This is a genomic window from Streptomyces sp. SKN60, from assembly GCF_026236535.1.
GTDB lineage: Bacteria > Actinomycetota > Actinomycetes > Streptomycetales > Streptomycetaceae > Streptomyces.
The window spans coordinates 144,786-164,943 of record NZ_JAHTMW010000006.1; the positions used below are offsets into that span (position 1 = coordinate 144,786).

Consider the following 20,158-nt stretch of genomic DNA (forward strand, 5'->3'; position numbering starts at 1 on the left):
AACGCGCACCGTCCACCCCGGCAGAAGGGCCGAACGGCCCCGTCGGTCCCCCCGACGGACCCGTGACGCACACCACGGGACCGATCGGGTCTCGATCGATCGGGTCTCGATCGATCGCGTCTCAGGCGAGTGGGAACGAAGCCCGTTCCTGCCACTTCACCCCGTCATGGACGATGAGTTCGACCGAGGAGACGCGGGAGGTGAGCGGGAGCCTGCCCGCGAGGTCGGCCTCGATCTCCTCGGTGACGGCCTCCTGCTGCCCCTGAGCGACGGTCAAGTGCGGAACGATCTCGGCGAATCGGCCGCCGTACGGCGGAGCCTCCGGCCAGCGATCGGCGATCGCCTCGGTGAGCTGCCGCAACGGCGTGTCGGGTTCGGGGACGAGCAGGAGCACTCCCGGCAGCCGTCCGCATCGCTCGAACCGCAGGTCGAAGGCCGGGTGGCCGCCCAGCACCTCCGCGAGCGCGGAGTGGACGAGCGCGTCAAGCCGACTCTCGTCGAGGAACGGGAAGAGCACAGTGACGTGGGCGGGGACGCCGGCCCGGGCCGAGGGGTCGAACCGTTCCCGCCACCTGCGGACGGCCGGCTGCGCCTCCGGTATCCGGACGATGAGGGCCGTCTGGCCCGCCTGGAATCCACTGGTGCTGTCATCTGCCATGACACCGCATGGTGTCAGCTCCGCCGCAGGCACCGCGGCCGGTTTTCGCGCGGAACGACCGCGTCGGCCTCGTCGAGCCCTGCCCCCGATGCGCGCCGCTGGTCAGGCCCGGGGCGGGTCTGACCAGCGGCGCGGCACACGAGCGGGCCGGGGAGCGGGACCCCCGGCCGCCGGCGCGCGTCCTCGGGTCCCGCGAGCAGCCACACGAACCGCCCGGGTGTCGCCGCCCGTCGCTGACACGGCCGCGACAGCCCTACTCGGCTCCGGCGGCCACGGCGACGATCGCCCGCACCTGCGCGATGATGTCGAGCCGGTTCCGTACGAACTCGGGGTCGGTGACCGTGCCCGTCGCCGGGTCGGTGTTCCCCGGGCCGAACTGAAGGACCGGCGTGTGCACATGGCCGCCGGGCAGCCGTGTCAGGCCGAGTCGGTCGCGCAGCAGGGTGGCCCGGTAGGCGATCTCGTTGGAGAGGTAGTCCCCGCCGCCGCCCGCCCGGGCGACGGAGCCGGGCGTCGGCCCGTCGGGGCGGACCACGGGCCGGTCCGCGCCGGCCGGGAGCTCGGTGACCGAGGTGTTGTCGTACACCGGGAAGCGGCCGGTGGACGCCGCCGTGATCGCCACGTACGGCAGGGTCGTCGAGGTCCACTGGGGCTGCGTGGCCGGATCGTCGACGGGCACCGTCTCCGTACGGGACAGGTTCTCGTTGTCGGGGAAGCCCCCGCGCCAGGCGCCGTTGGTCCGCTCGATGTCGAACCTGCCGGGCCGGCCCTGACTCACCGTGGTGAAGAGGTCCACCTTCGGCAGGTGCGGACGCAGGGTCCGCTCGACGGTGCCGTCGGCGAAGTCCTCCCAGCGGACCGGGAAGACGGCCGTCTCGACCCGGGCGAGGGAGCCGTCGGAGGTGCGCAGCCAGGTGCCGTCCAGGGCGAGCGCGGTGGCCCCGGAGGGGTTGCTGATGCGGGTGTCCCGGTCGAGCGTGAACGGGTCGAAGCCGGTCAGCAGGATCCGCTTCACGCCCTTGCCGGCCTTCCCGGCGGGGTAGCGGATCGAGTCCTGGCCGCGCGAGGACCGTTCGAGCCGGTCGAGCAGCCTGGCCCGGCCCTCCTCGGTGACCCTGAACTCGGGCTGCCAGGCGCGGAGTTCGCGGGTGAGCGCGAGTCGCGCCCAGTACAGCGGCCGGTCGTCGTCCCGAGACAGATCGCCGCCCGCGTCCCCCCGCCCCTGCGCCCGGTCCACGGCCCGCCGCCAGAGCCCCGCCCCGTACCGGGCCACCGTCCGCTCGGCCGCGGTGAAAGACCCGGCCCGGTCGAGGTCATCGGCGAACTCCCGTGCCACGGAGGCGAATCCGCTGCGCCGCAGGATCTCCTGGGGCGCGGCCCGGTCGAGCCGAGCCTCCTCGGCGGTGACGGTGACGGCGCCGCCCGTGTCTGCCGCCGCCGAGGCGACCGGGGTCGTCACCAGGGCCAGGGAGGCGGCGGCGAGGGGAAGGGCGAGCGCGGCACGTAAGGAAGCCACAGGAGTCCTTTCACGCGGATGCGACGGGGGTCGGAGACTGCTGGGAACGGTGGGCAGTCTCCCGCACCCGCCTCGAAACGTCGACGGGGCGTCCGGGGGCCGAACCGGCGCGCACGGGTGCGGTGACAGGATGACCGCATGGTGACGAACGAGCTGTGGACGGGCCTCCACGACGACCTGTCGGCGGCGAAGGCACGGGTGTACGACCCGAGCGGCTTCGCCTGCTCCCTCCCGGTGCCCGAACCGGAGAGCGCCGAGTACGCGGCGTGCGCGTTCACGCTCGACGGCCGCTCGGTCCGGTTCCGCGCGGCCAGGACCACCCCCACGAAGGTGGGCCAGTTCGTCACCGTGTGGCAGCGCTCCGAAGCGGGGCCGATCCGGCCTTTCGACGCCGATGACGGAGTGGACCTCTTCGTCGTCAGCAGCCGCGACAACGACGGCTTCGGACAGTTCGTGTTCCCGCGCGAGGTGTTGTGCGAGCACGACATCGTCTCCCGCGACGGCTCCGGCGGGAAGCGCGGATTCCGCGTCTACCCGCCGTGGGTGACCACGACCAACCGGCAGGCCCGCAGCACCCAGGCCTGGCAGGTGAACCACTTCCTCGACCTCGGTCAGCACGGGCCGGCCGACCTGACCCGCGCCTACGCCCTCTACCATCCGTAGGCGCCCCTCACCTCCTGCACGGTCGGAGACGGCGGAGTCCGGCGCGGCGCCGCCGCCGAGCGGGAGCGCGCGATCGGGTGAGGCGGCGGTGCGGGCGGCCCCGCGTCGCGGCACCAGGTGGCCGGCACGGGCAGAGTGAGGGCATGTCGCTACCTCTGCGTGCGGCGGCCGGCGCGCTGCTGGTCGCGGCCTTCCTGTGCGGGTGCGGCGCGTCCGCCGCTCGTGAGGACGGCGCCTCCGCCGCCGGCCGGCGGTTCGCCGCGGCGCTGGCCGCCGGGGACTTCCGCGCCGGCTGCGAGCTGCTCGCCCCCGAGACCCGCGACGAGGTCGAGGAGGACGCGAAGGGTCCCTGCGGCCCGGCCCTGCGTGACCTCGGTCTGCCGCCCGCCGGCCCGGCGCGCGGCGTCGATCTGTACGGGCGCGAGGCGTTGCTGCGGATGACGGGCGACACGCTGTTCCTGTCGCAGTTCGACGCCGGGTGGCGGGTCACCGCGGCGGGCTGCGTCCCGCAGGCGGCGGACGAGCCGTACCGATGCTCGCTGAAGGGCGGGTGACGCAGTGAAGTCCCTGTTCATCGGCCTCGTCCTGACCGTCCTGGGCGGCCTCGCCTACTTCACGGCGATCGGAGCGATGCACCGGTGACGAGCGGACGCGGTGCGGACCGCGCCGAACACCCCGGCTTCTGGCGCTCCAACAGCCTGACCCTCGTCTTCGGCGGGGCCTTCCTCGTGGTGCTCGCCGCCCAGGCCGTCGCCGGGCGGGCGGAGTTCAACGAGCAGCTGGCCGTCGAGGGGCTCCAGCAGATCGGGTTCGGCGCCTATCTGATGTCCTCGGACTTCGCCGTCGACGTCACCGAGAACTGGCAGTCCGAGTTCCTGCAGTTCTTCCTGTACGTGTTCGGCACCGTCCACCTCCTGCAGCGCGGCTCGCCGGAGTCGAAGTCCCTCGACCGGGCAGGCGCGGAGAGCGACCGCGAACAACGGATGGGCGACCACGCCGGCTCCGACTCGCCCCGCTGGGCCGGCACCAAGGACTGGCGTCAGGCGCTCTACTCCCGCTCACTGGGCCTGGCGATGGCGGTCTTCTTCTTCCTGTCGTGGTTCGCCCAGTCCGTCGCCGGCGTCGCCGCGTACAACGGGGAACGGCTGCGGCGGCTCCAGGCGCCGATCGACTGGGGCGCCTACCTCGCGTCCTCCGACTTCTGGAACCGCTCGCTGCAGAACTGGCAGTCGGAGCTGCTCGCCGTCGCCGCGATGGCCATCCTCTCCGTCTACCTCCGCCAGCGCGGCTCCCCGGAGTCCAAGCCGGTCGGTTCCCCGCACTCCGCGACCGGTGTGGAGGGCTGAAGCCGACGGGAAGGGCAGTCGCCCGGGCATGCGGGCGACGACGTCCGGCAGCCGCACCGCTCGGTGGGCACCCCGGCCCGCCATCCGGGACATCAGGACCTCGAACGCCTCCTGCCAGCGGGCAGGGTCTACGCTGTTCCGTGTCCCGCACGGGGCACGCAGCGTTCGCCCGCCGTCTCGTGCCAGGAGGACCCATGCAACGCGGTGAAGTCTGGTGGGTCGACTTCGATGAGCGACGCCCGGTCGTGCTGCTCTCGGACGAGGAGTCATCCGGGTTTCAGGCGATGCAGGTCGTTGCGCCGGCGGGCGTCGACATCAGCGGCCTGGGCGTTGAAGTGGCCGTAGGAGCCCCGGAAGGACTGCCCTTCGAAGGCGTGCTGCGGTGCGCGTTCCCGCGTCCAGGCTTTACGCCGTGCACATGGCTGACCACCGTGGCCCGGGACGACCTGATCGAGCGGGCGGGCGTGTTGTCCTCCGTGAAGCTCAGCGAGGTTGGAGAAGCCCTCCGTGCCGCTGGAGAGCGGAGGGAGTGGACCCCGATGACGGCTGCCAGGATCAGCGAGATCAAAGATGCCCGCCGCCGTCTCGAAGGACTCGAATAGCGGACGCCTGTGCTGCCCAGCTCGATCCCGTCGACGGGTGACCGCTGGTGGGAGCAGCTGTGCAGCCCCTCGGCCTGACCGCCGTCGACGAGCAGCACCTCCTCGCGGCCACCCAGGACGGCAGCTACGAGTCCCGGGACGCCGGGAAGAGCTTCACCGAGCGCCTGTCCGTGGCAAGGGGCGATCACGGCTGACGAATCCCGCGCCCTGGCGTGATCACGCCAGGGCGCGTTGCCGCAATCGCATGCGCTTGTCGAGCGCTGCGTGCCCGCGTCAGGATGCTTCTCGCGGCTCGGGATCCGGCGCCCCGGTTTCGAGCCCCAACGGCCAGGACCGGGTGATGTCTCGTGTCTGCACGTACGCCCGCGGCACATCCCCCGCCCGCCCGGCGTACCTCACGGTGCTCGCCCGGTCCTTCGGCTTGAGGAGTCACGACGGAATCCGGTGTCCAGGGGAGGGCGAAGCAGAATGCCGGCGAGACGAAGCGCAGTTGAGAGAGGCGACATTCCCGTCAGCTCGTTCGTGGCCCTGGGGGACAGCTTCACCGAGGGGCTCGGCGACGAGACACCCGACGGCGCCCTCCTGGGATGGGCCGATCGCCTCGCCTTGATGCTGGCCGACCGCTCGTCGGCGCCCTTCCGCTACGCCAATCTCGCCGTTCGGGGCCGGGTCATCGACGAGATCGTCGAGGAGCAGGTGCCGCAGGTGGCCGAACTGACACCGGACCTGGTGAGCTTCTGCGCCGGCGGCAACGACATTTTACGGTGGGGCAGTTCCGTGGACCGCATCGCAGAGCGGTTCGAGGAGGCCGTCGTCGAGCTCGGTGCCGGCGCCAAGAAGGTGCTCGTGTTCACCGGGTTCGATCCCCGAGGCACGCCCGTACTGCGTCGGCTGCGCGGAAAGATCGCCACCTACACCGCGCACGTCCACGCCATCGCGGACCGGCACGGCTGCCTGATCGTCGACCTCTGGTCGATGAAAGCCCTCCAGCATCCCCTCGCGTGGAGCGACGACCGACTCCACCTGTCGTCCGAAGGACACCGACGGGTCGCCCTACGAGCCGCCGAGATTCTGGGGCTGGGCCCGATGAACAGCGGGCCCGCGCCCGACGCCCTCCAAGGCTCCGGACGGCAGCCCCAGAGGCTGGAGGACCTTCGTTGGGCCAAGGAGCATTTCCTGCCCTGGCTCGGCGAGCACCTGCTCGGCAGGGCCTCCGACGAGGTCCCGGAGCCGAAGCGGCCGGAACTGCTGCCGCTGTAGCTCCTCGCCTCACCCCTCACGCCTCGCCATGGGGACCCGAGGGCCGGAGCCCGGCGAGGGTGACCGCGACGAGTCGCCGTACCGCCGCCTTCGACGTCAGTCCCGCCGCGGCGCCCAGTGCGTGGAGGCAGTACGCGGCGAGCTCGCCGGGAGCGACGTCGGCGCGCAGCGCACCGCTCGCCACGCCCTCGGCGACGAGGCCCTCGACGAGCGCCAGGAGCCGCTGGTGGGCCCGGGTGATGGCCGGCCCTTGGTGGAGCAGGGCGGCCATGTCGGTTCCGTGGTGGCCGTGACGCTCGTACGAGATGAGGGCGTACGTCTCCAGTACGGCGTGAAGCCGCCGCTCCGGGTCCGCGACGCGGTCCCGCACGGCTTCGAGCTGTTCGAGGTGGTGGGCGACCTGGCGCTCGTGCCAGGCGACGAGGATCGACTCGACGTCCGGGAAGTACTTGTAGAGCGTCGCCCGCCCGATGCCGGTCTCCTGCGCGATCCGCGACATGGTCACCGCCATCAGGCCGTGCTCGGCGACCAGCGCGGCGGCCGCGTCCAGCGTCGCGTCCCGCACGGCGTTGCGGTGCGCCTCGATCGTCTCGTTCCACAGCTTCGGCATCCCCACAATCTACGGGACGACGAGAGCGTGACACCATGACTTGACAGAGACACTCTGTATCGAAAAAGGTGGGCGCGGTCGGCGTCCCGCCGTTCCTTCCCGTACGCATCGGAGTCGCCCCATGTCCGAGCAGGTCCCTCCCCCACACGCTCCCCGGCCCCGCTGGGTGACCGCCCTGCTGATCGGCGCCGCGGTCCTCGTCGTGGCCTTTCTCGCTCTGCACCTGGCGGGCGGCGGCATGCGGGGCCACGGCTGATGGCGATGTCGCCGCGCGTGCGCAAGCTGGCCCTGACCGCCCATGTGACCGTCTCCGTCGGCTGGTTCGGCGCGGTCGCGGTCTTCCTCGCCCTCGCCGTGACCGGGCTGACCGCGCAGGACGCGCTGACCGTGCGGTCGGTGTACGTCACGATGGGCGTGACCGGCTGGTACGTGATCGTGCCGCTCTGCTTCGCCTCGCTGGCGACCGGCGTCGTGTCCTCGCTCGGCACCACCTGGGGTCTGCTGCGCTACTACTGGGTCACGGTGAAACTCGCGATCACGGTCCTCGCGACCGGCGCGCTGCTCCTGCACATGCCGCCCATCAGCCACATCGCGAGCGCGGCGGCAGCACCGGACTGGACGGCCGATGCCCTCACCGGCCCGCGGACCCAGCTCGTCGTCCAGTCCGCCGCGGCTCTGGTGGTGCTTCTCCTCGCGACCGCTCTGTCGACGTACAAGCCCCAAGGGCGGACCCGCTACGGACAGCGCAGGCAGCTCAGGACGTCCCCGAGCACCCACCCCTCATAATGCGCGTCCACTACCGCGCGCCCCTCGCCTGCGCCCCCCATTCAGTCCGGCGGCGTTGCCGGTCCACCACGCGGCTCGCAGAGTCGGAGCGCATCAGGACGAGGTCGGCGGTCTCGATGGCCACGTCGGTGCCGGCGCCGATCGCGATGCCGAGGTCGGCCTGGGCGAGGGCCGGGGCGTCGTTGACGCCGTCGCCCACCATGGCGACCGTGCGGCCGCCCTGCTGCAGGTCGGCGACCTTGGCGGCCTTGTCGCCCGGCAGGACCTCGGCGATCACGGTGTCGATGCCGAGGCGGCTCGCGATCCGCTCGGCGGTGGCCTGGTTGTCCCCGGTGAGCATGACGACTTCGACGCCGAGGGCGTGGAGCTCGGCCACGGCGGCGGCCGAGGTCTCCCTCGGCGCGTCGGCGATGCCGATCAGGCCGGCGGCCCGTCCGTCGACGGTGGCGATGACGACGGTACGGCCGGTGGCGGCCAGCTCCTCGCGCCGGGCGGCCAGGTCGCCGAGGTCGGCGCCCTCGCGTTCGGCCAGGCGGCGGTTGCCGACGGCGACCCGGTGGCCGTCGACAACGGCGGTCGCGCCGTGACCCGGGACGTTCTCGAAGTGCCGGGCGCTCGCCGCGTCCACGGGCCGTGCCTCGGCGTACCGCACGACGGCTCCCGCGAGGGGGTGCTCGGACTCGCGCTCGACCGTCGCGACCAGCCTCAGCAGGCCGTCCTCGTCCGTGCCCGGGGCGGTGACCACGTCCGTCACCTCCGGTTCGCCCTTGGTCAGGGTGCCGGTCTTGTCCATGACCACGGTCTGGACGCGGGCCGAGGTCTCCAGGGCGATCGCGTTCTTGAACAGGACACCGCGTCGGGCCCCCAGACTCGTACCCACCATGATCGCGGTGGGGGTGGCCAGGCCGAGGGCGTCGGGGCAGGTGATGACGACGACGGTGATGGCGAAGAGCATGGCCGCGCCGAACGTGCGGTCGGTGGCGAGCAGCCAGACGGCCAGGGTCGCGGCTCCGCCGATGAGCGCGACGAAGACCAGCCAGAACGCGGCGCGGTCGGCGAGCCGCTGACCTGGGGCCTTGGAGTTCTGGGCCTCCTGGACCAGCTTCACGATCTGGGCCAGCGCCGTGTCCGCGCCGACCTTGGTGGCCCGTACGCGCAGGGTGCCGTTGACGTTGACGGTCGCGCCGACGACCGGGGAGCCCGGGGCCTCCTCCACGATCCCGTCGACGGCGATCTCGGCGCCCGGCCGGACCAGCAGCAGGTCGCCGGCCACGACCTCGGCGGTCGGGATCTCGACCGGTGTGCCGTCGCGCATCACGAGGGCCTTGGGCGGTGCCAGGTCGAGCAGGGTGCGGATGGCGTCGTTGGCGCCGCCGCGGGCGCGCATCTCGAACCAGTGGCCGAGCAGGACGAAGGTGGCGAGGACGGTGGCCGCCTCGTAGAAGACGTCGCCGCCCCCGGTGAGGGTGATGATCAGGGAGTACAGCCAGCCGGAGCCCACGGCGACCGCGACGAGCACCATCATGTCGAGCGTGCGGGCCCGCAGGGCTCGCACTGCCCGTCGAAGAAGATCGAGCACGAGTAGAAGATCACCGGCAGGCTCAGCAGCAGTGCCCACACGTCCTGGCGCAGCCCGAACGGTACGGGTGCGTGCCAGCCGAACACGTCCTCGCCGATCGGCGACCAGATGACGATGGGGATGGAGAACACCAGCGCCACCAGGAAGCGGTTGCGCATGTCCGCGACCATGTCCGCCATCGACATGGCCTCGTGTCCGCCGTGCCCCATCAGCTCGTGCGGCGACGGCATCGCCTCCGCCTCGGCGCCGGTGGCGGCCTCGTGCGCCGCATGCCCGACGTGGCCGGGAGGCGGGGCCGTCGCCGTACCCCCTGCGGCGTGGTCCTCGTGCGCCACGTTCCGGCCCTCGGCGGCCTCCTCGGCCGGGTCCGGTTCGGCCATCGGGTCACAGATGTGGGACGGCACGGACTGGCCGGCGCAGTGGTAGCCGCACTCCGTCACCCAGCGGCGCAGTTCGGCCAGCGAGGTACGGCGCGGGTCGAAGACCACCGTCGCCGCCTGCGCGACCGGGTTGACCTCCACCTCCAGCACGCCGGGCCGTCGGCCGAGCACAGCGGTTACGGTGCTCTGCTGCGACGCCCAGGCAAGGCCGCGAACGTCCAGGACCGCCGTACTGCGCTCTTTGCCCGGCTCGGCGCCGTGGGGTGTGCCGTGGTCGTGGTGCTCCGCTGGGTGCTGCACGCTCACTCCTCCTTCGGTCTCCCGAACGCAGCCGTCGGGTCCCTCGCCCGGGGATCGACCGGGGCGGGACGGGGGCGGGACGGGGCGGTGAGCGCGGCCAGGATCCGGGCCGCCTGGACGAGCGAACCGACCAGCAGGAGGGCGCTGCCCAGGACCAGGAGTCCGGTTGCCGGGCCCGGCGCGGCCCTCAGCCCGTAGTCCAGACTGCCCGCAGAGAAGACCGCTGTCGCGGCGAGTGCCCAGAACCAGCCCGTGATCGCGGCGAGCGCGAGCAGCATGGCGTGCCACAAGAAGGCAACGGGACGAGGCCGAGGGCTGCGCGAGATTCTGGACTATTCGTTCGCCCGGATGCGGAACATGCCCGGCATGAACAGACCCCCGCCCCACGCGAGGGACGCCACGCCGGTCCTACGCGAAGTCCGTGAGAGCCCGCACGAGTTGGTGGACGGTGGGTGCGCCGGCGAGACCATCCGGTGTGGGATAGACCCGGCAGGTCAGTCCGTACGAACCGGCCGGAGCGGGGAAGGGATCGCGTCCGTCGATGAGGATCGTGGGCGATCCGCTGAAGTGCAGCGCCCGGGCATCCTCGTCGGTCTCGACGGCACGGAGTCTCACCAGCGAGTCGGGCAGCCTGCCCACTGTTTCGAGGGCTTCATTGAGGCGCATCTGGGCGACGGCCCAGTTAGGGCAGCCGGCACAGTAGAGCAGCTCGATCTCCACCTCTTCATGATGCCTCCGTCGCGCGATGTGGCTCCGCGTCTCTTGACGCCCCCGTTGCGACCATCACCGCGGAGCTCGCGACTCGCCCCTTTCGACCGTCTACACCCTGGTGGCGGAGGCGAGGAAGAGCGGGACCGCCAGAAACAGCCGGTCCGCCTCCGCTCGCGCCCGCTGTTCCGCGATCCACCGCCGCGCGTCCGCCGGCGCGATGGCCCCGGCAGCGCTCGCGCCCTCGGCCAGGCCGCTGATCACGGGCAGCATGGCATCACCGGTGAACACACCGGTGCGTACCTCCAGGGCGACATCGCGGAAGCCGGCGTCGAGCAGCAGGCTTCGATAACGCCGCGCCGTCCGGGCCCCAGGCACCAGATCAGCCCGGGCGTGAACGATCGTCCGGGTCAGGGCGGCATCGTCGGAGTCGATGACGAAGGTGTCCCAGTCCTGGCCGATCAGCACCACGCGGCCGCCCGGCACCAGGACACGTCGCGCCTCGCTGAGCGCCCGTGCCGGGTCAGGGAGCTCGTGATAGAGCTTCTCGGCCCGATAGGCGTCCACCTCCTCGTCCCCGAAGGGCAACCGGTACGCCTCGGCGCACCTGAAGTCGCCGTCCGGCCGTCGCCGACCGGCCTCGGCGATCGTCTCCTCGCTGAGGTCCAGCCCGATCGCCCGCATGCCGCGGTCAGTCATCTCCGCGACGGCGCGCCCCGCTCCGCAGCCGACGTCGACGACGGTCGAGCCGGGACGAAGACGAAGCAACTCGTACGAGTCCTCGCGGAGTTGCCGCGCGTCGGGCAGGTCGTCCACCGCGTCCAGCAGAGCGATGAGCTGCGCCGCCGAACCACCCGATTCCTCTTGTACCCATGTGTTGGACATGGCCCGAAGGCTGCCGCTTAATGTCGGCATGAAGTCAAGCCAGAGCGATCGAACCGCCCGGCCGCTGCCCATCGGAGCCCTCGCCGAGCGCTTCGGGATCGCCACACACGTGCTGCGCCACTGGGAGTCGATGGGACTCCTCTCACCCGACCGCGACGGGAACGGGCGCCGCAGATACGGTCACGACGATGTGGTGCGCACGGCGATGATCCTCCGGGCCAAGGAGGCGGGCCTGGGCCTTGAGGAGATCCGCGCCATGATGGCCACCCGGGACTCCGACGGCCGCCGACAGATCCTGTTCGACCGGCGAGCGTCCCTCCGCGACATCATCACGAAGGCCCAGGCCCAGCTCGCACTCGTAGAGTGCGCCATGGAGTGCGACCACGACAACATCGCCACCTGCCCTGAGTTCCAGCGCGTGATCGCTCTTCGTACGGCCGGCACGGCACCGGCCTGAGCCCGTCAGACGCTCCGTGACTTCGACGATCACGCTGCCGGTCAGGGCAAGGAGCTCTTGGTCGCTGACAGGTCCAGCGGCAACCCCGACCGCCCCACCACACCCGTGTGCCCCGGCGATCGGGCGGCGATAATTCTCGCTATCGCGATGCCACAGGTCGACAGCGGGAGGAGTTGGGGTACGCGACGCAACAGACTGAACAGCCAGGTGCTGCCCGTCCTCGAATCCCGCCGGACCAACACCTTCACGTCGACCGTGGTCGAGGACTTCATCATGTCGATGGAGGAGCGCTCCGTCGGCCTGACCTCGCAGCAGAACGCGTACGACACACTCAAGAGGATCCTTCTCGGTGCGCGCCGTCGTGGCGGCATTGCCGAGGACCCCTTCGACGGGGTCATCTCACCCGAGTACATCGGTGCCGTGGCCATCCCCATCTGGAATGACCACGGCGGCTGGACCGCCGTCAAGGAATCGGTTGAACGGCCTCACCGAGCCAGCTGGGCGATGGCCCGGGCCGCCTCCCTCGCCGTGCGGCCCACGCCCACCAGGGTGGCCGACGCCGGGCCGGTCCAGTCGCCGTAGCCGAGGAGGTGGATGCGGGGGTCGGTGGTGCATTGGGTGCCGTGGGTGGGGATGTGGCCGTCGGGGGTGCGGAGGGCGAGGGGGGTGAGGTGGGTGAGGGCGGGGCGGAAGCCGGTGCACCAGATGATGGCGTCTGCCTCGGCGGTCATGCCGTCGGCCCACGCCACGCCGGTCGGGGTGAGGCGGTCGAACATCGGGGTGGCCTTGAGGAGGCCGGCGTCGCGGGCTTCGCGGACGGGAGGGACGGCCACGATGTCGCCGAGGGCGGAGACGCCCCCGGTGTCGGGGCGGCCCTCGTCAAGAGCGCGGCGGCGGGCGGTGGCGGCGTCGAAGAGGGCGCGGCCGTCGATGTCGTCGGGGAGGTAGCGGGGTTCGCGCAGGGTGGCCCAGGTGAGGTGGGTGTCGTGCGCGAGGTCGGCGGCGATCTGGGCGCCGGAGTTGCCGCCGCCGACGACGATGACCCGCTGGCCTGCGAAGGCCGCGGCGTTGTCGTACTCGACGGTGTGGAGCTGGCGGCCCCGGAAGTCCGGCCGGCCAGGAATCGACGGCACGAAGGGGCGCGACCAGGTGCCCGTTGCACTGATGACCGCGCGGGCGTGCCAGGTGTCGGAGTCGGTCTCTATACGGAGGAGTTCGCCCTCGTCGTGGACGCCTCGGACCCGGACAGGGCGGACGACAGGGAGCTCGTACCGCTGCTCGTAGTCGGTGAGGTACTCGACGACGTGACCCGCTTCCGGGAACTCCTCCCCCGGCTGGGGCGGCATGATGCGGCCCGGAAGAGAGGAGTAGGCCGCCGGGGAGAACAGGTGGAGGGAGTCCCACGCGTGCCGCCAGGCGCCGCCCGGGGCCGTGCCCGCGTCCAGGACCACGAAGTCGAGGCCGGCTCGGCGCAGGTGATAGCCGGCGGCGAGTCCGGCCTGGCCTCCACCGATCACCACAACGTCGAACGTCCTGCTCATGTCGGGGACTTCCCTTCTTCCAGTGATGACGATGATTATCGTGGTTGCGCGTGCGGTGACGTACGGAGGGCTGCCAGGGCGGCGACGGCCGCGACGGCTGCCAGGAGCGCGAACAGGTGAGGGTATCCGCCCAAGGAGACCGCGAGTGCCGCACTCGCGAAAGGGGCGAAGGCGCCGGCGGCGGTCGGAAGCGCTCCGAGGAGCCCGGACAGCCTGCCGTAATGGGCCGCTCCCCACCGGTCCGTGACGGCGGTGGCCTGGGCGAGGGTGAGGTTCCCCCGGATCATGCCGGCGGTGATGGAGAGCGCGACGACCAACGGGTAGGGGCCGGGGATCGCGGCAAGGGCCGCTGTCGTGAGGCCGCCGCACGTGATGAGCACGGCGAGGCGCAGGCGGGGCCCGGTGCGGCGGGCCAGCAGCGCGTAGAAGAGGCGCCCCACGGTCTGGCCCGCCCCGCCCAGGCCGAGGGCCAGGGCGGCGGCCGACAGGGAGAACCCCCGCTCGGCCATGAGGGGTACGAGGGCGATGACGACCGCGTACGTCGCGAAGGCCGAAAGCGTCATCGCGACGACGAGCATGCCGAACGCCCGGCTCCGCGCGATGCCGGAGGCGTGGGCGTGCTCGTGAGCCGCCGGCACGGCAGCGGGCCACGGGGCGTTGAGGGCGGTCGCGTGTGCGGGGATCGTGACGGCGGCGAGCACCAGGGCGAGGACCAGGTACGTGTCCCGCCAGCCGAACCGGTCGGCGAGGGCCGCGGTGAGCGGGGCGAAGACGGTGGAGGCGAGTCCGCCGGCGAGGGTGACCACGGTGAGTGCGCGGACGTGGTCGGGCGCCCACCAACGGGTCAGGGCTGCGAAGGCCGGCTGGTAGAAGGTCGCGGCCATGGCCGCGCCCGCCAGGGCCCAGCCGACGAAGAAGGCGCTGAGGTCGGGTGCGGTGGCGATGACGACGAGGCTGATCCCGCCCAGAACGGATCCGGCCGTCATGACCATCCGGGGGCCTCGGCGGTCGATGACGCGGCCCACGAAGATGCCCGAGACGGCCGAGACGACGAGAGCCAGTGAGAAGGCACCGGTGGTCGCCCGTGCGGACCAGCCGGTCGTGGCGGTGATCTCCGCGTTCAGCACGGGGAAGGCGTAGTAGAGGATGCCCCAGCTCGTGATCTGGGTGAGGCAGAGCGCCCACAGCGCCCGGCGCGGTCGCCCTTGGGGTGGGGCGAGCGGCCGGGCGGCTGCGACCGGTCTCATCGGGGGTCAGCTGCCGACGGGACGGCCGGCCAGCCCGATGGTCTCGATCTGCAGGGTCTCGGGGGCGCCGCAGCAGCTGCCGCCCTTCTCCTCGGCGGGGGCGTCGAAGAGGCCGGAGCCGCCGCACACGCCGGTCTCAGGCAGCGTCAGCTCGACACGCTCGGCGGCCTCGTGGTCACCGGCGAGGGCCGCCGCGATCGAGCGGACCTGCTCGTAGCCGGTCATGGCGAGGAAGGTGGGCGCGCGGCCGTAGGACTTCATGCCGACGAGGTAGACGTTCTTCTCGCCGTGCGACAGCTCCTTGGCGCCGTGCGGGTAGACGGTGCCGCACGAGTGGACGTTGGGGTCGATCAGGGGCGCGAGCTCGACGGGCGCCTGGAGCCGTGCGTCCAGGTCGAGGCGGAGCTCGTCGAGGAAGGAGAGGTCCGGGCGGAAACCGGTGAGGGTGATGACCTCGTCGACGGGCTCGGTGCGCGTGCCGTCCTCCGCGACGAGCGTGAGCGTGCCGTCGGCGTTCGCCTCGATCTCGGCGATCCGGAAACCGGTGACGGCGTCGGCGTGGCCGGCGTCGACCGCGGCCTTGGCCGCGAGGCCGAGAGCGCCGCGGGCAGGGAGCTGGTCGGACGAGCCGCCTCCGTACGTGGCGGAGGTGACGCCACGGCGCAGGACCCACAGCGCACGCGTGCCCGGTTCGGACGCGGCCAGTTCGGCGAGGGCCACGAGAGCGGTGAAGGCGGAGGCGCCGCTGCCCACGACAGCGGTGCGCTTGCCGGCGTAGCGGGCGCGGGTCTCGGGGTCGCGGAGGTCGGGCACGCGGTAGGCGATGCGCTGCGCGTGGGCGCGCTCGCCCACGGCGTGCAGGCCGTTGCCACCGGCGGGGCCGGGCTTGGCCCAGGTGCCGGAGGCATCGACGACGGCGCGGGCGAGAAGCCGGAGCTCGGTCCCGTCGGCGGCGACGGCGTGGACGGTGAACGGCTGCTCGTCGCGGTCGGCGTCGACGACGCGGTCACGGCCGGCGCGGGAGACGCCGGTGACGGTCGTGCCCAGACGGACGCGGTCGCCGAGTGCGTCGGCGAGGGGCTTCAGATACGACTCGACCCAGTCGCCGCCGGTGGGGTACGTGGCGCCGTCGGGCCGCTGCCAGCCGTTCGCCGCGAGGAGCTTCTCGGCGGCCGGGTCGATGACCTCGTCCCAGGTGGAGAACAGCCTGACGTGGGACCAGTCGCGCACGGCGGCCCCGGCGGCGGCCCCGGCCTCGAACACCAGCGGGTTCAGGCCCCGTTCCACGAGGTGAGCTGCGGCGGCGAGGCCGATCGGGCCGGCGCCGATGACGACGACGGGGAGTTCAGCGGCATCGATGGAGGTCATCGGGCTCTGTCCTTCGCTGTCGGCGGGAGTGTCCCCCCGCTGCACTGATTAGACGGCTATCTAATCTGAGGCCAGCTTGTCGCACACTTCGACAAGTGTCAACATAGAAGAATGTCGAATAAACGTCCCACGGTCACCGTCGAGGCGGCATCGGCAGTCTGCTGCGAGCCGCTGGACTCCGGCGCCCTCTCCGAGGCCGACGCCGAGTACGCGGCAACGCTGCTCAAAGCGCTCGCCGATCCGGTCCGCCTGCGCCTGTTCTCTCGCGTCGCCTCCCACCCCGCCGGGGAGGCCTGCGTGTGCGACATCTCAAACGTGGGTGTCTCGCAGCCGACGGTCTCCCACCACCTGAAGAAGCTGCGCGAGGCCGGGCTGCTCACCTCGGAGCGGCGCGGCACCTGGATCTACTACCGGGTCGCCCCTCAGCCGGTGGCGACCATGTCCGCCCTTCTCTCACTGGGCAGTTGACGCCCAACCGGCACGCACGCGGAGCCGCCGAACCCATTGCGTCCATAATTCGACGCATGCAAAAATAGAAGAATGTCGAACCTGAGTATGGTTCCCGAGGCCGCCCCTCCGTCGCAGGGGGCAGTGCCCTGTTGCAATCCGCTCATCTCGGCGGAGCTCTCCGCGCTGGACGCCGAACGGCTGGCCACCGTCTTCAAGGCGCTGTCCGACCCGGTCCGGCTGAGGCTGCTGTCGCGTGTGGCCTCTCACCCCGCCGGCGAGGCGTGCGTGTGCGACATCGCGGACGTGGGTGTCTCGCAGCCGACGGTCTCCCACCACTTGAAGAAGCTGCGCGAGGCCGGGCTGCTCACCTCCCAGCGGCGCCGCACCTGGGTCTACTACCGGGTGGACCCGGACGTCTTCACCGCACTGGCGTCCCTCCTGGCCATGCCGGCTCGCGCCTGACGGCGGACAGACGTGAAGCGGGCGGGCATCGTGTACGGGGGATGATCACGATGCCCGCCCGCGGTCTCAGGTGGGACGTACGGTGTGCACGGTGGTGCCGGCGAGGCCGACGCCACGGTAGGGGCCGGTGTCCAGTTCCTCCGACGGGGTGCACAGGTTCAGTTGGAGCGGGGCGGCAAGGGCCGCCGCTTCCCCGGCCACCGGCGCGTAGGACAACAGCAGCGTCGGGTCGGTCAGTTCCTTGAAACGCACGACCCGGTCGGCCTGGTGCGATCCGCTGCCCGGTTCCAGCAACTGCCCCGGCACGGCGGCGAATCCGAGCCTGGACTTGAAGCTGAACAGCCCGGGCTTGACCACATGGCCGTAGAGGTTGATGTCCCGGCCGAGCGAGGCCCAGCGCCGCTTCCTGCCCCGCGCCTCACGCAGCATCTCCCAGTAGAGCAGTCGCGCCAGGCTGTCGTGACGATGGTCCGAGCTCACGGCCGAGAACCGGGCACGGATCTCGTCCTTCGCCGGGACGTCCTGGTTCAGACAGCCGGCCACGAGCGTGCCCTGCGAACGAACCGTGACCGCGCAGTAGCTCCCGGCCTCGGCGAGGATGTTCCGCCGCTGCTCGACGGCGACGGCCCAGCCGTGCCGCATGGCCGCCACCTGACGCTCGTACAACTCCAGGAACTCGTCGAGCAGGCCGGCCGTCAGCGGCTCCGTCCCCACCCGAAGTCCGCCCTCGCCGGCCCTCCGATAGGCGGTCCGGATGTCGTAGCGGTCCTTGCGGGGAAGCGTGCCGAGGTACCGCTCCTCGGAGTCCAGGACCTCGGCCCGCCATGCCACCACCTGCGGCTTGGGCAGGAATCCGGCCTCTCTCAGCCGGGTCCAGGACTCCACGGGCGGGTCCTGGACCCTGATGAGGTCCACCTTGCCCTCGTACTCCCGCCAGTCGCCGCTCAGCGCCTGGTCGACGTCGACGAGGGCCATCGGCAGGCCCATGGAGCTGACGATCACGAGACCGCCGCCGGGCTGGGGCTCGCGGGGGCCAGGAGCTCGGCCTCGGCCTTCGCTTCGTCGTGCCGGGAGGACGACTTGAAGCGGCGCAGCCTGAGGCTGTTGGTCACCACGAAGATGCTGGAGAGCGCCATGGCCGCACCCGCGATCATCGGGTTGAGGACGCCCGAGGCCGCGAGCGGAATGCCGGCGAGGTTGTAGACGAACGCCCAGAACAGGTTGCCCTTGATCGTGCCGAGCGTGCGCCGCGAGAGGCGGACCGCGTCGGCGGCGTCGCGGAGATCTCCCCGTACGAGGGTGATGTCGCTGGCCTCGATGGCGGCGTCGGTGCCGCCGCCGATGGCGATGCCGAGGTCGGCCTGGGCGAGCGCGGCGGCGTCGTTGATGCCGTCGCCGACCATGGCCACGTTCCGGCCCTCGTCCTGCAGTCGGCGCACCACGGCCGCCTTGTCCTGGGGCAGGACCTCCGCCTCGACTTCGGTGATACCCATCTCGTCGGCGATACGGCGGGCCGCGCCCTTGCTGTCACCGGTCAGCAGGATGGGGTTGAGCCCCAGGCTGCGCATCTCGTCGATGGCACGGCGGCTGGTGGGCTTGGCCTCGTCGGCGACGAGGAGGAGTCCGCGCAGGCGCCCGTCCCAGCCGACGGCCACGGGGGTGTGGCCGCTGCCCTCGATCTCGGTGAGGCGGCTCCGGAGGCCGTCCGGCGTGCTCATCCGCTCACCGACCCAGCCCGGGCGGCCGACGATGATCTCGCGTCCGTCGACCGTGCCGACCACACCGAAGCCGGCGCTGGCCTGGAAGTCGGCGACCGCGGGCAGGTCCGGGGTCACTGCCCTGGCGGCAACCGTGACGGCCGTGGCGATGGGATGCTCGGAGGAGTGCTCCAACGCCCCCGCGAGGGTGAGGAGTTCGTCCCGGGTGGTGCCCTCGGCGCAGACGGTCTCGACGAGCCGCATCTTGCCGGTGGTGACCGTGCCGGTCTTGTCGAGCAGGACGGTGTCGATGCGGCGGGTGGATTCCAGGATCTGGGGTCCGCGGATCACGATGCCGAGCTGGGCGCCACGCCCGGTGCCGACGAGGAGGGCGGTGGGGGTGGCGAGCCCGAGCGAGCACGGGCAGGCGACGACGAGGACGGCGACGGCCGCGGTGAGCGCGACGGCCGAGTCCCCTCCGTTGCCGATCCAGAAGCCGCCGACGCAGAAGGCGATGGCGACGACCACGGGTACGAAGATGGCCGCGATCCGGTCGGCGAGCCGCTGCACGGGCGCCTTGCCCGCCTGGGCGTCGGAGACGAGCCGGCTGATGTGGGCGAGCTGGGTGTCCGCGCCGACGCGCTCGGCCCGTACCGTCAGTCGGCCGCTGGTGTTCACGGTGGCGCCGACGACGCTGTCGCCGACGGTCACCTCCTGGGGGACGCTCTCCCCCGTCAGCATCGACGCATCGACGGCGGAGGTGCCGTCCACGACGACGCCGTCGGTGGCTATCTTCTCGCCGGGCCGGACCACGAACTGGTCACCGACGCGGAGTTCGCCGATCGGGATCGTGACCTCCTGGCCCGCGCGCAGGGCGGTGACGTCCTTGGCTCCGAGTTCGAGCAGGGCGCGTACCGCGCTGCCCGCCCGGCGCTTGGCGCGGTGTTCCGCGTAGCGGCCGACGAGGACGAAGAGAGTGAGGGAGGTGGCGACCTCCAGATAGATGTGGTGCAGGCCCTGTCCCGGGGTGGGGGTCATCAGGAACGGCATCTGCATGCCGGTGATGCCCGCGTAACCGAAGAACAGGGCGTACAGCGACCAGCCGAAGGAGGCGAGGACGCCGACGGACACCAGCGTGTCCATCGTGCCGGCGGCCTGCTTGAGGTTCTTCCAGGCGACCGTGTGGAACGGCCAGGCACCCCAGATGGCCACCGGTGCGGCGAGGGTGAGCGAGAGCCACTGCCAGTTGTCGAACTGGAGCGGGGTGACCATGGCCATGGCGATGACCGGCACGGTGAGCGCGAGGCAGATGAGGATGCGCCGACGCATGGCCGCGAGTTCGCGGTCCGCGGCCTCCTCGGCCGACTCGCCGGGGGCCGACGCCGCCGAGGCCGCCGCCTCGGGAGGCGGCGGCAGCTCGGCGGTGTAGCCCAGCTTCACGACCGTGTCGATGAGGTCGTCGACCGAATGCCGCTCGTCGAAGCTGACGTGGGCCCGTTCGAGGGCGAAGTTGACCTCGGCGGTCACGCCTTCGAGGCGGTTGAGCTTCTTCTCTATTCGGGCCGAGCAGGCACCGCAGGTCATGCCGCCGATGTCGAGCGTGACCACGGCCGGTGCCGTCGTGGCAGTGCCTGCCATGACTG

Annotated in this window: 25 protein-coding genes; 12 read left to right on the forward strand and 13 right to left on the reverse strand. The window is 71.8% G+C overall.

The window, feature by feature from the left end; translation table 11 throughout:
- Positions 1–121: 121 nt before the first annotated feature.
- Both KV205_RS12255 and KV205_RS12260 read right to left on the reverse strand, forming a co-directional pair.
- Positions 122–658, reverse strand: coding sequence for a 2'-5' RNA ligase family protein (locus KV205_RS12255; protein ID WP_265864214.1), 537 nt, complete (start codon positions 656–658; stop codon positions 122–124).
- 253 nt (positions 659–911) lie between these two features.
- Entirely contained in the window at positions 912–2,174 is a 1,263-nt protein-coding gene (locus KV205_RS12260) for a pyroglutamyl peptidase (RefSeq protein ID WP_265864216.1), read from the reverse strand.
- A 138-nt stretch (positions 2,175–2,312) separates the two neighbouring features.
- Here KV205_RS12260 and KV205_RS12265 point away from each other — a divergent pair, with 138 nt between their 5' ends.
- From KV205_RS12265 to KV205_RS12290, 6 genes are all read left to right on the forward strand, one after another.
- On the forward strand, positions 2,313–2,837 hold the full coding sequence (locus tag KV205_RS12265; protein ID WP_265864218.1) for a MepB family protein: 525 nt from the start codon (positions 2,313–2,315) through the stop codon (positions 2,835–2,837).
- Positions 2,838–2,980: 143 nt separating this feature from the next.
- On the forward strand, positions 2,981–3,391 hold the full coding sequence (locus KV205_RS12270; protein ID WP_265864219.1) for a hypothetical protein: 411 nt from the start codon (positions 2,981–2,983) through the stop codon (positions 3,389–3,391).
- An 84-nt stretch (positions 3,392–3,475) separates the two neighbouring features.
- Positions 3,476–4,183 (forward strand): DUF6766 family protein, encoded by a 708-nt coding sequence (locus tag KV205_RS12275; protein ID WP_265864221.1) that lies wholly within the window; start codon positions 3,476–3,478, stop codon positions 4,181–4,183.
- A gap of 194 nt (positions 4,184–4,377) precedes the next feature.
- The gene (locus tag KV205_RS12280) at positions 4,378–4,785 is read left to right on the forward strand and encodes a type II toxin-antitoxin system PemK/MazF family toxin (RefSeq protein ID WP_265864222.1); all 408 of its coding nucleotides are present in this window, start codon (positions 4,378–4,380) and stop codon (positions 4,783–4,785) included.
- Positions 4,786–4,832: 47 nt separating this feature from the next.
- The gene (locus tag KV205_RS12285) at positions 4,833–4,979 is read left to right on the forward strand and encodes a hypothetical protein (RefSeq protein ID WP_265864223.1); all 147 of its coding nucleotides are present in this window, start codon (positions 4,833–4,835) and stop codon (positions 4,977–4,979) included.
- A 274-nt stretch (positions 4,980–5,253) separates the two neighbouring features.
- Complete coding sequence (locus tag KV205_RS12290) at positions 5,254–6,045, forward strand: SGNH/GDSL hydrolase family protein (RefSeq protein ID WP_265864225.1); 792 nt, start codon at positions 5,254–5,256, stop codon at positions 6,043–6,045.
- A gap of 16 nt (positions 6,046–6,061) precedes the next feature.
- Here KV205_RS12290 and KV205_RS12295 read toward each other — a convergent pair whose 3' ends face one another.
- Positions 6,062–6,655 (reverse strand): TetR/AcrR family transcriptional regulator, encoded by a 594-nt coding sequence (locus tag KV205_RS12295; protein WP_265864226.1) that lies wholly within the window; start codon positions 6,653–6,655, stop codon positions 6,062–6,064.
- A 121-nt stretch (positions 6,656–6,776) separates the two neighbouring features.
- Between KV205_RS12295 and KV205_RS12300 the strand changes: the two genes are divergently transcribed.
- Positions 6,777–6,911 (forward strand): hypothetical protein, encoded by a 135-nt coding sequence (locus KV205_RS12300; protein ID WP_265864227.1) that lies wholly within the window; start codon positions 6,777–6,779, stop codon positions 6,909–6,911.
- The gene (locus tag KV205_RS12305) at positions 6,911–7,441 is read left to right on the forward strand and encodes a hypothetical protein (protein ID WP_265864228.1); all 531 of its coding nucleotides are present in this window, start codon (positions 6,911–6,913) and stop codon (positions 7,439–7,441) included. Before KV205_RS12300 ends, KV205_RS12305 begins: the two co-directional genes overlap by 1 nt.
- A gap of 10 nt (positions 7,442–7,451) precedes the next feature.
- On the opposite strand, the gene KV205_RS12310 is transcribed toward KV205_RS12305, so the two are convergent.
- From KV205_RS12310 to KV205_RS12330, 5 genes are all read right to left on the reverse strand, one after another.
- Complete coding sequence (locus tag KV205_RS12310) at positions 7,452–9,020, reverse strand: cation-translocating P-type ATPase (protein ID WP_265864229.1); 1,569 nt, start codon at positions 9,018–9,020, stop codon at positions 7,452–7,454.
- A complete protein-coding gene (locus KV205_RS12315; RefSeq protein ID WP_265864230.1) occupies positions 8,963–9,700 on the reverse strand; it encodes a heavy-metal-associated domain-containing protein in 738 nt (245 codons plus the stop codon). The genes KV205_RS12310 and KV205_RS12315 overlap by 58 nt, the downstream gene beginning before the upstream one ends.
- A 2-nt stretch (positions 9,701–9,702) precedes the next feature.
- Positions 9,703–9,990, reverse strand: coding sequence for a hypothetical protein (locus KV205_RS12320; RefSeq protein ID WP_265864231.1), 288 nt, complete (start codon positions 9,988–9,990; stop codon positions 9,703–9,705).
- Positions 9,991–10,108: 118 nt separating this feature from the next.
- Positions 10,109–10,420, reverse strand: coding sequence for a thioredoxin family protein (locus tag KV205_RS12325; protein ID WP_265864232.1), 312 nt, complete (start codon positions 10,418–10,420; stop codon positions 10,109–10,111).
- Positions 10,421–10,519: 99 nt separating this feature from the next.
- Positions 10,520–11,323 (reverse strand): methyltransferase domain-containing protein, encoded by an 804-nt coding sequence (locus KV205_RS12330; protein ID WP_265864233.1) that lies wholly within the window; start codon positions 11,321–11,323, stop codon positions 10,520–10,522.
- Here KV205_RS12330 and KV205_RS12335 point away from each other — a divergent pair.
- Together KV205_RS12335 and KV205_RS12340 are read left to right on the forward strand one after the other, a co-directional pair.
- On the forward strand, positions 11,322–11,750 hold the full coding sequence (locus KV205_RS12335; protein ID WP_265864234.1) for a MerR family transcriptional regulator: 429 nt from the start codon (positions 11,322–11,324) through the stop codon (positions 11,748–11,750). The two genes, KV205_RS12330 and KV205_RS12335, sit on opposite strands and share 2 nt — an antisense overlap.
- A gap of 207 nt (positions 11,751–11,957) precedes the next feature.
- Positions 11,958–12,332, forward strand: coding sequence for a hypothetical protein (locus KV205_RS12340; RefSeq protein ID WP_265864235.1), 375 nt, complete (start codon positions 11,958–11,960; stop codon positions 12,330–12,332).
- Here the strand turns inward: KV205_RS12340 and KV205_RS12345 are convergent.
- The 3 genes from KV205_RS12345 to KV205_RS12355 are packed head-to-tail and all read right to left on the reverse strand — an operon-like array spanning position 12,236 to position 15,906.
- On the reverse strand, positions 12,236–13,291 hold the full coding sequence (locus KV205_RS12345; RefSeq protein ID WP_265864236.1) for an ArsO family NAD(P)H-dependent flavin-containing monooxygenase: 1,056 nt from the start codon (positions 13,289–13,291) through the stop codon (positions 12,236–12,238). The genes KV205_RS12340 and KV205_RS12345 overlap by 97 nt on opposite strands.
- A 35-nt stretch (positions 13,292–13,326) precedes the next feature.
- Positions 13,327–14,538 (reverse strand): MFS transporter, encoded by a 1,212-nt coding sequence (locus KV205_RS12350; RefSeq protein WP_265864237.1) that lies wholly within the window; start codon positions 14,536–14,538, stop codon positions 13,327–13,329.
- Between the two features lie 6 nt (positions 14,539–14,544).
- A complete protein-coding gene (locus KV205_RS12355) occupies positions 14,545–15,906 on the reverse strand; it encodes an NAD(P)-binding domain-containing protein (protein WP_265864238.1) in 1,362 nt (453 codons plus the stop codon).
- 111 nt (positions 15,907–16,017) lie between these two features.
- Between KV205_RS12355 and KV205_RS12360 the strand changes: the two genes are divergently transcribed.
- Positions 16,018–16,374: a metalloregulator ArsR/SmtB family transcription factor gene (locus KV205_RS12360; protein ID WP_265864239.1), complete on the forward strand. Its 357-nt coding sequence runs from the start codon at positions 16,018–16,020 to the stop codon at positions 16,372–16,374.
- Positions 16,375–16,446: 72 nt separating this feature from the next.
- A complete protein-coding gene (locus KV205_RS12365) occupies positions 16,447–16,818 on the forward strand; it encodes a helix-turn-helix transcriptional regulator (protein ID WP_265864240.1) in 372 nt (123 codons plus the stop codon).
- A gap of 66 nt (positions 16,819–16,884) precedes the next feature.
- On the opposite strand, the gene KV205_RS12370 is transcribed toward KV205_RS12365, so the two are convergent.
- Both KV205_RS12370 and KV205_RS12375 read right to left on the reverse strand, forming a co-directional pair.
- A complete protein-coding gene (locus KV205_RS12370; RefSeq protein ID WP_265864242.1) occupies positions 16,885–17,805 on the reverse strand; it encodes a GNAT family N-acetyltransferase in 921 nt (306 codons plus the stop codon).
- A gap of 11 nt (positions 17,806–17,816) precedes the next feature.
- The gene (locus tag KV205_RS12375; protein ID WP_265864243.1) at positions 17,817–20,153 is read right to left on the reverse strand and encodes a cation-translocating P-type ATPase; all 2,337 of its coding nucleotides are present in this window, start codon (positions 20,151–20,153) and stop codon (positions 17,817–17,819) included.
- Between the last annotated feature and the right edge of the window lie 5 nt (positions 20,154–20,158).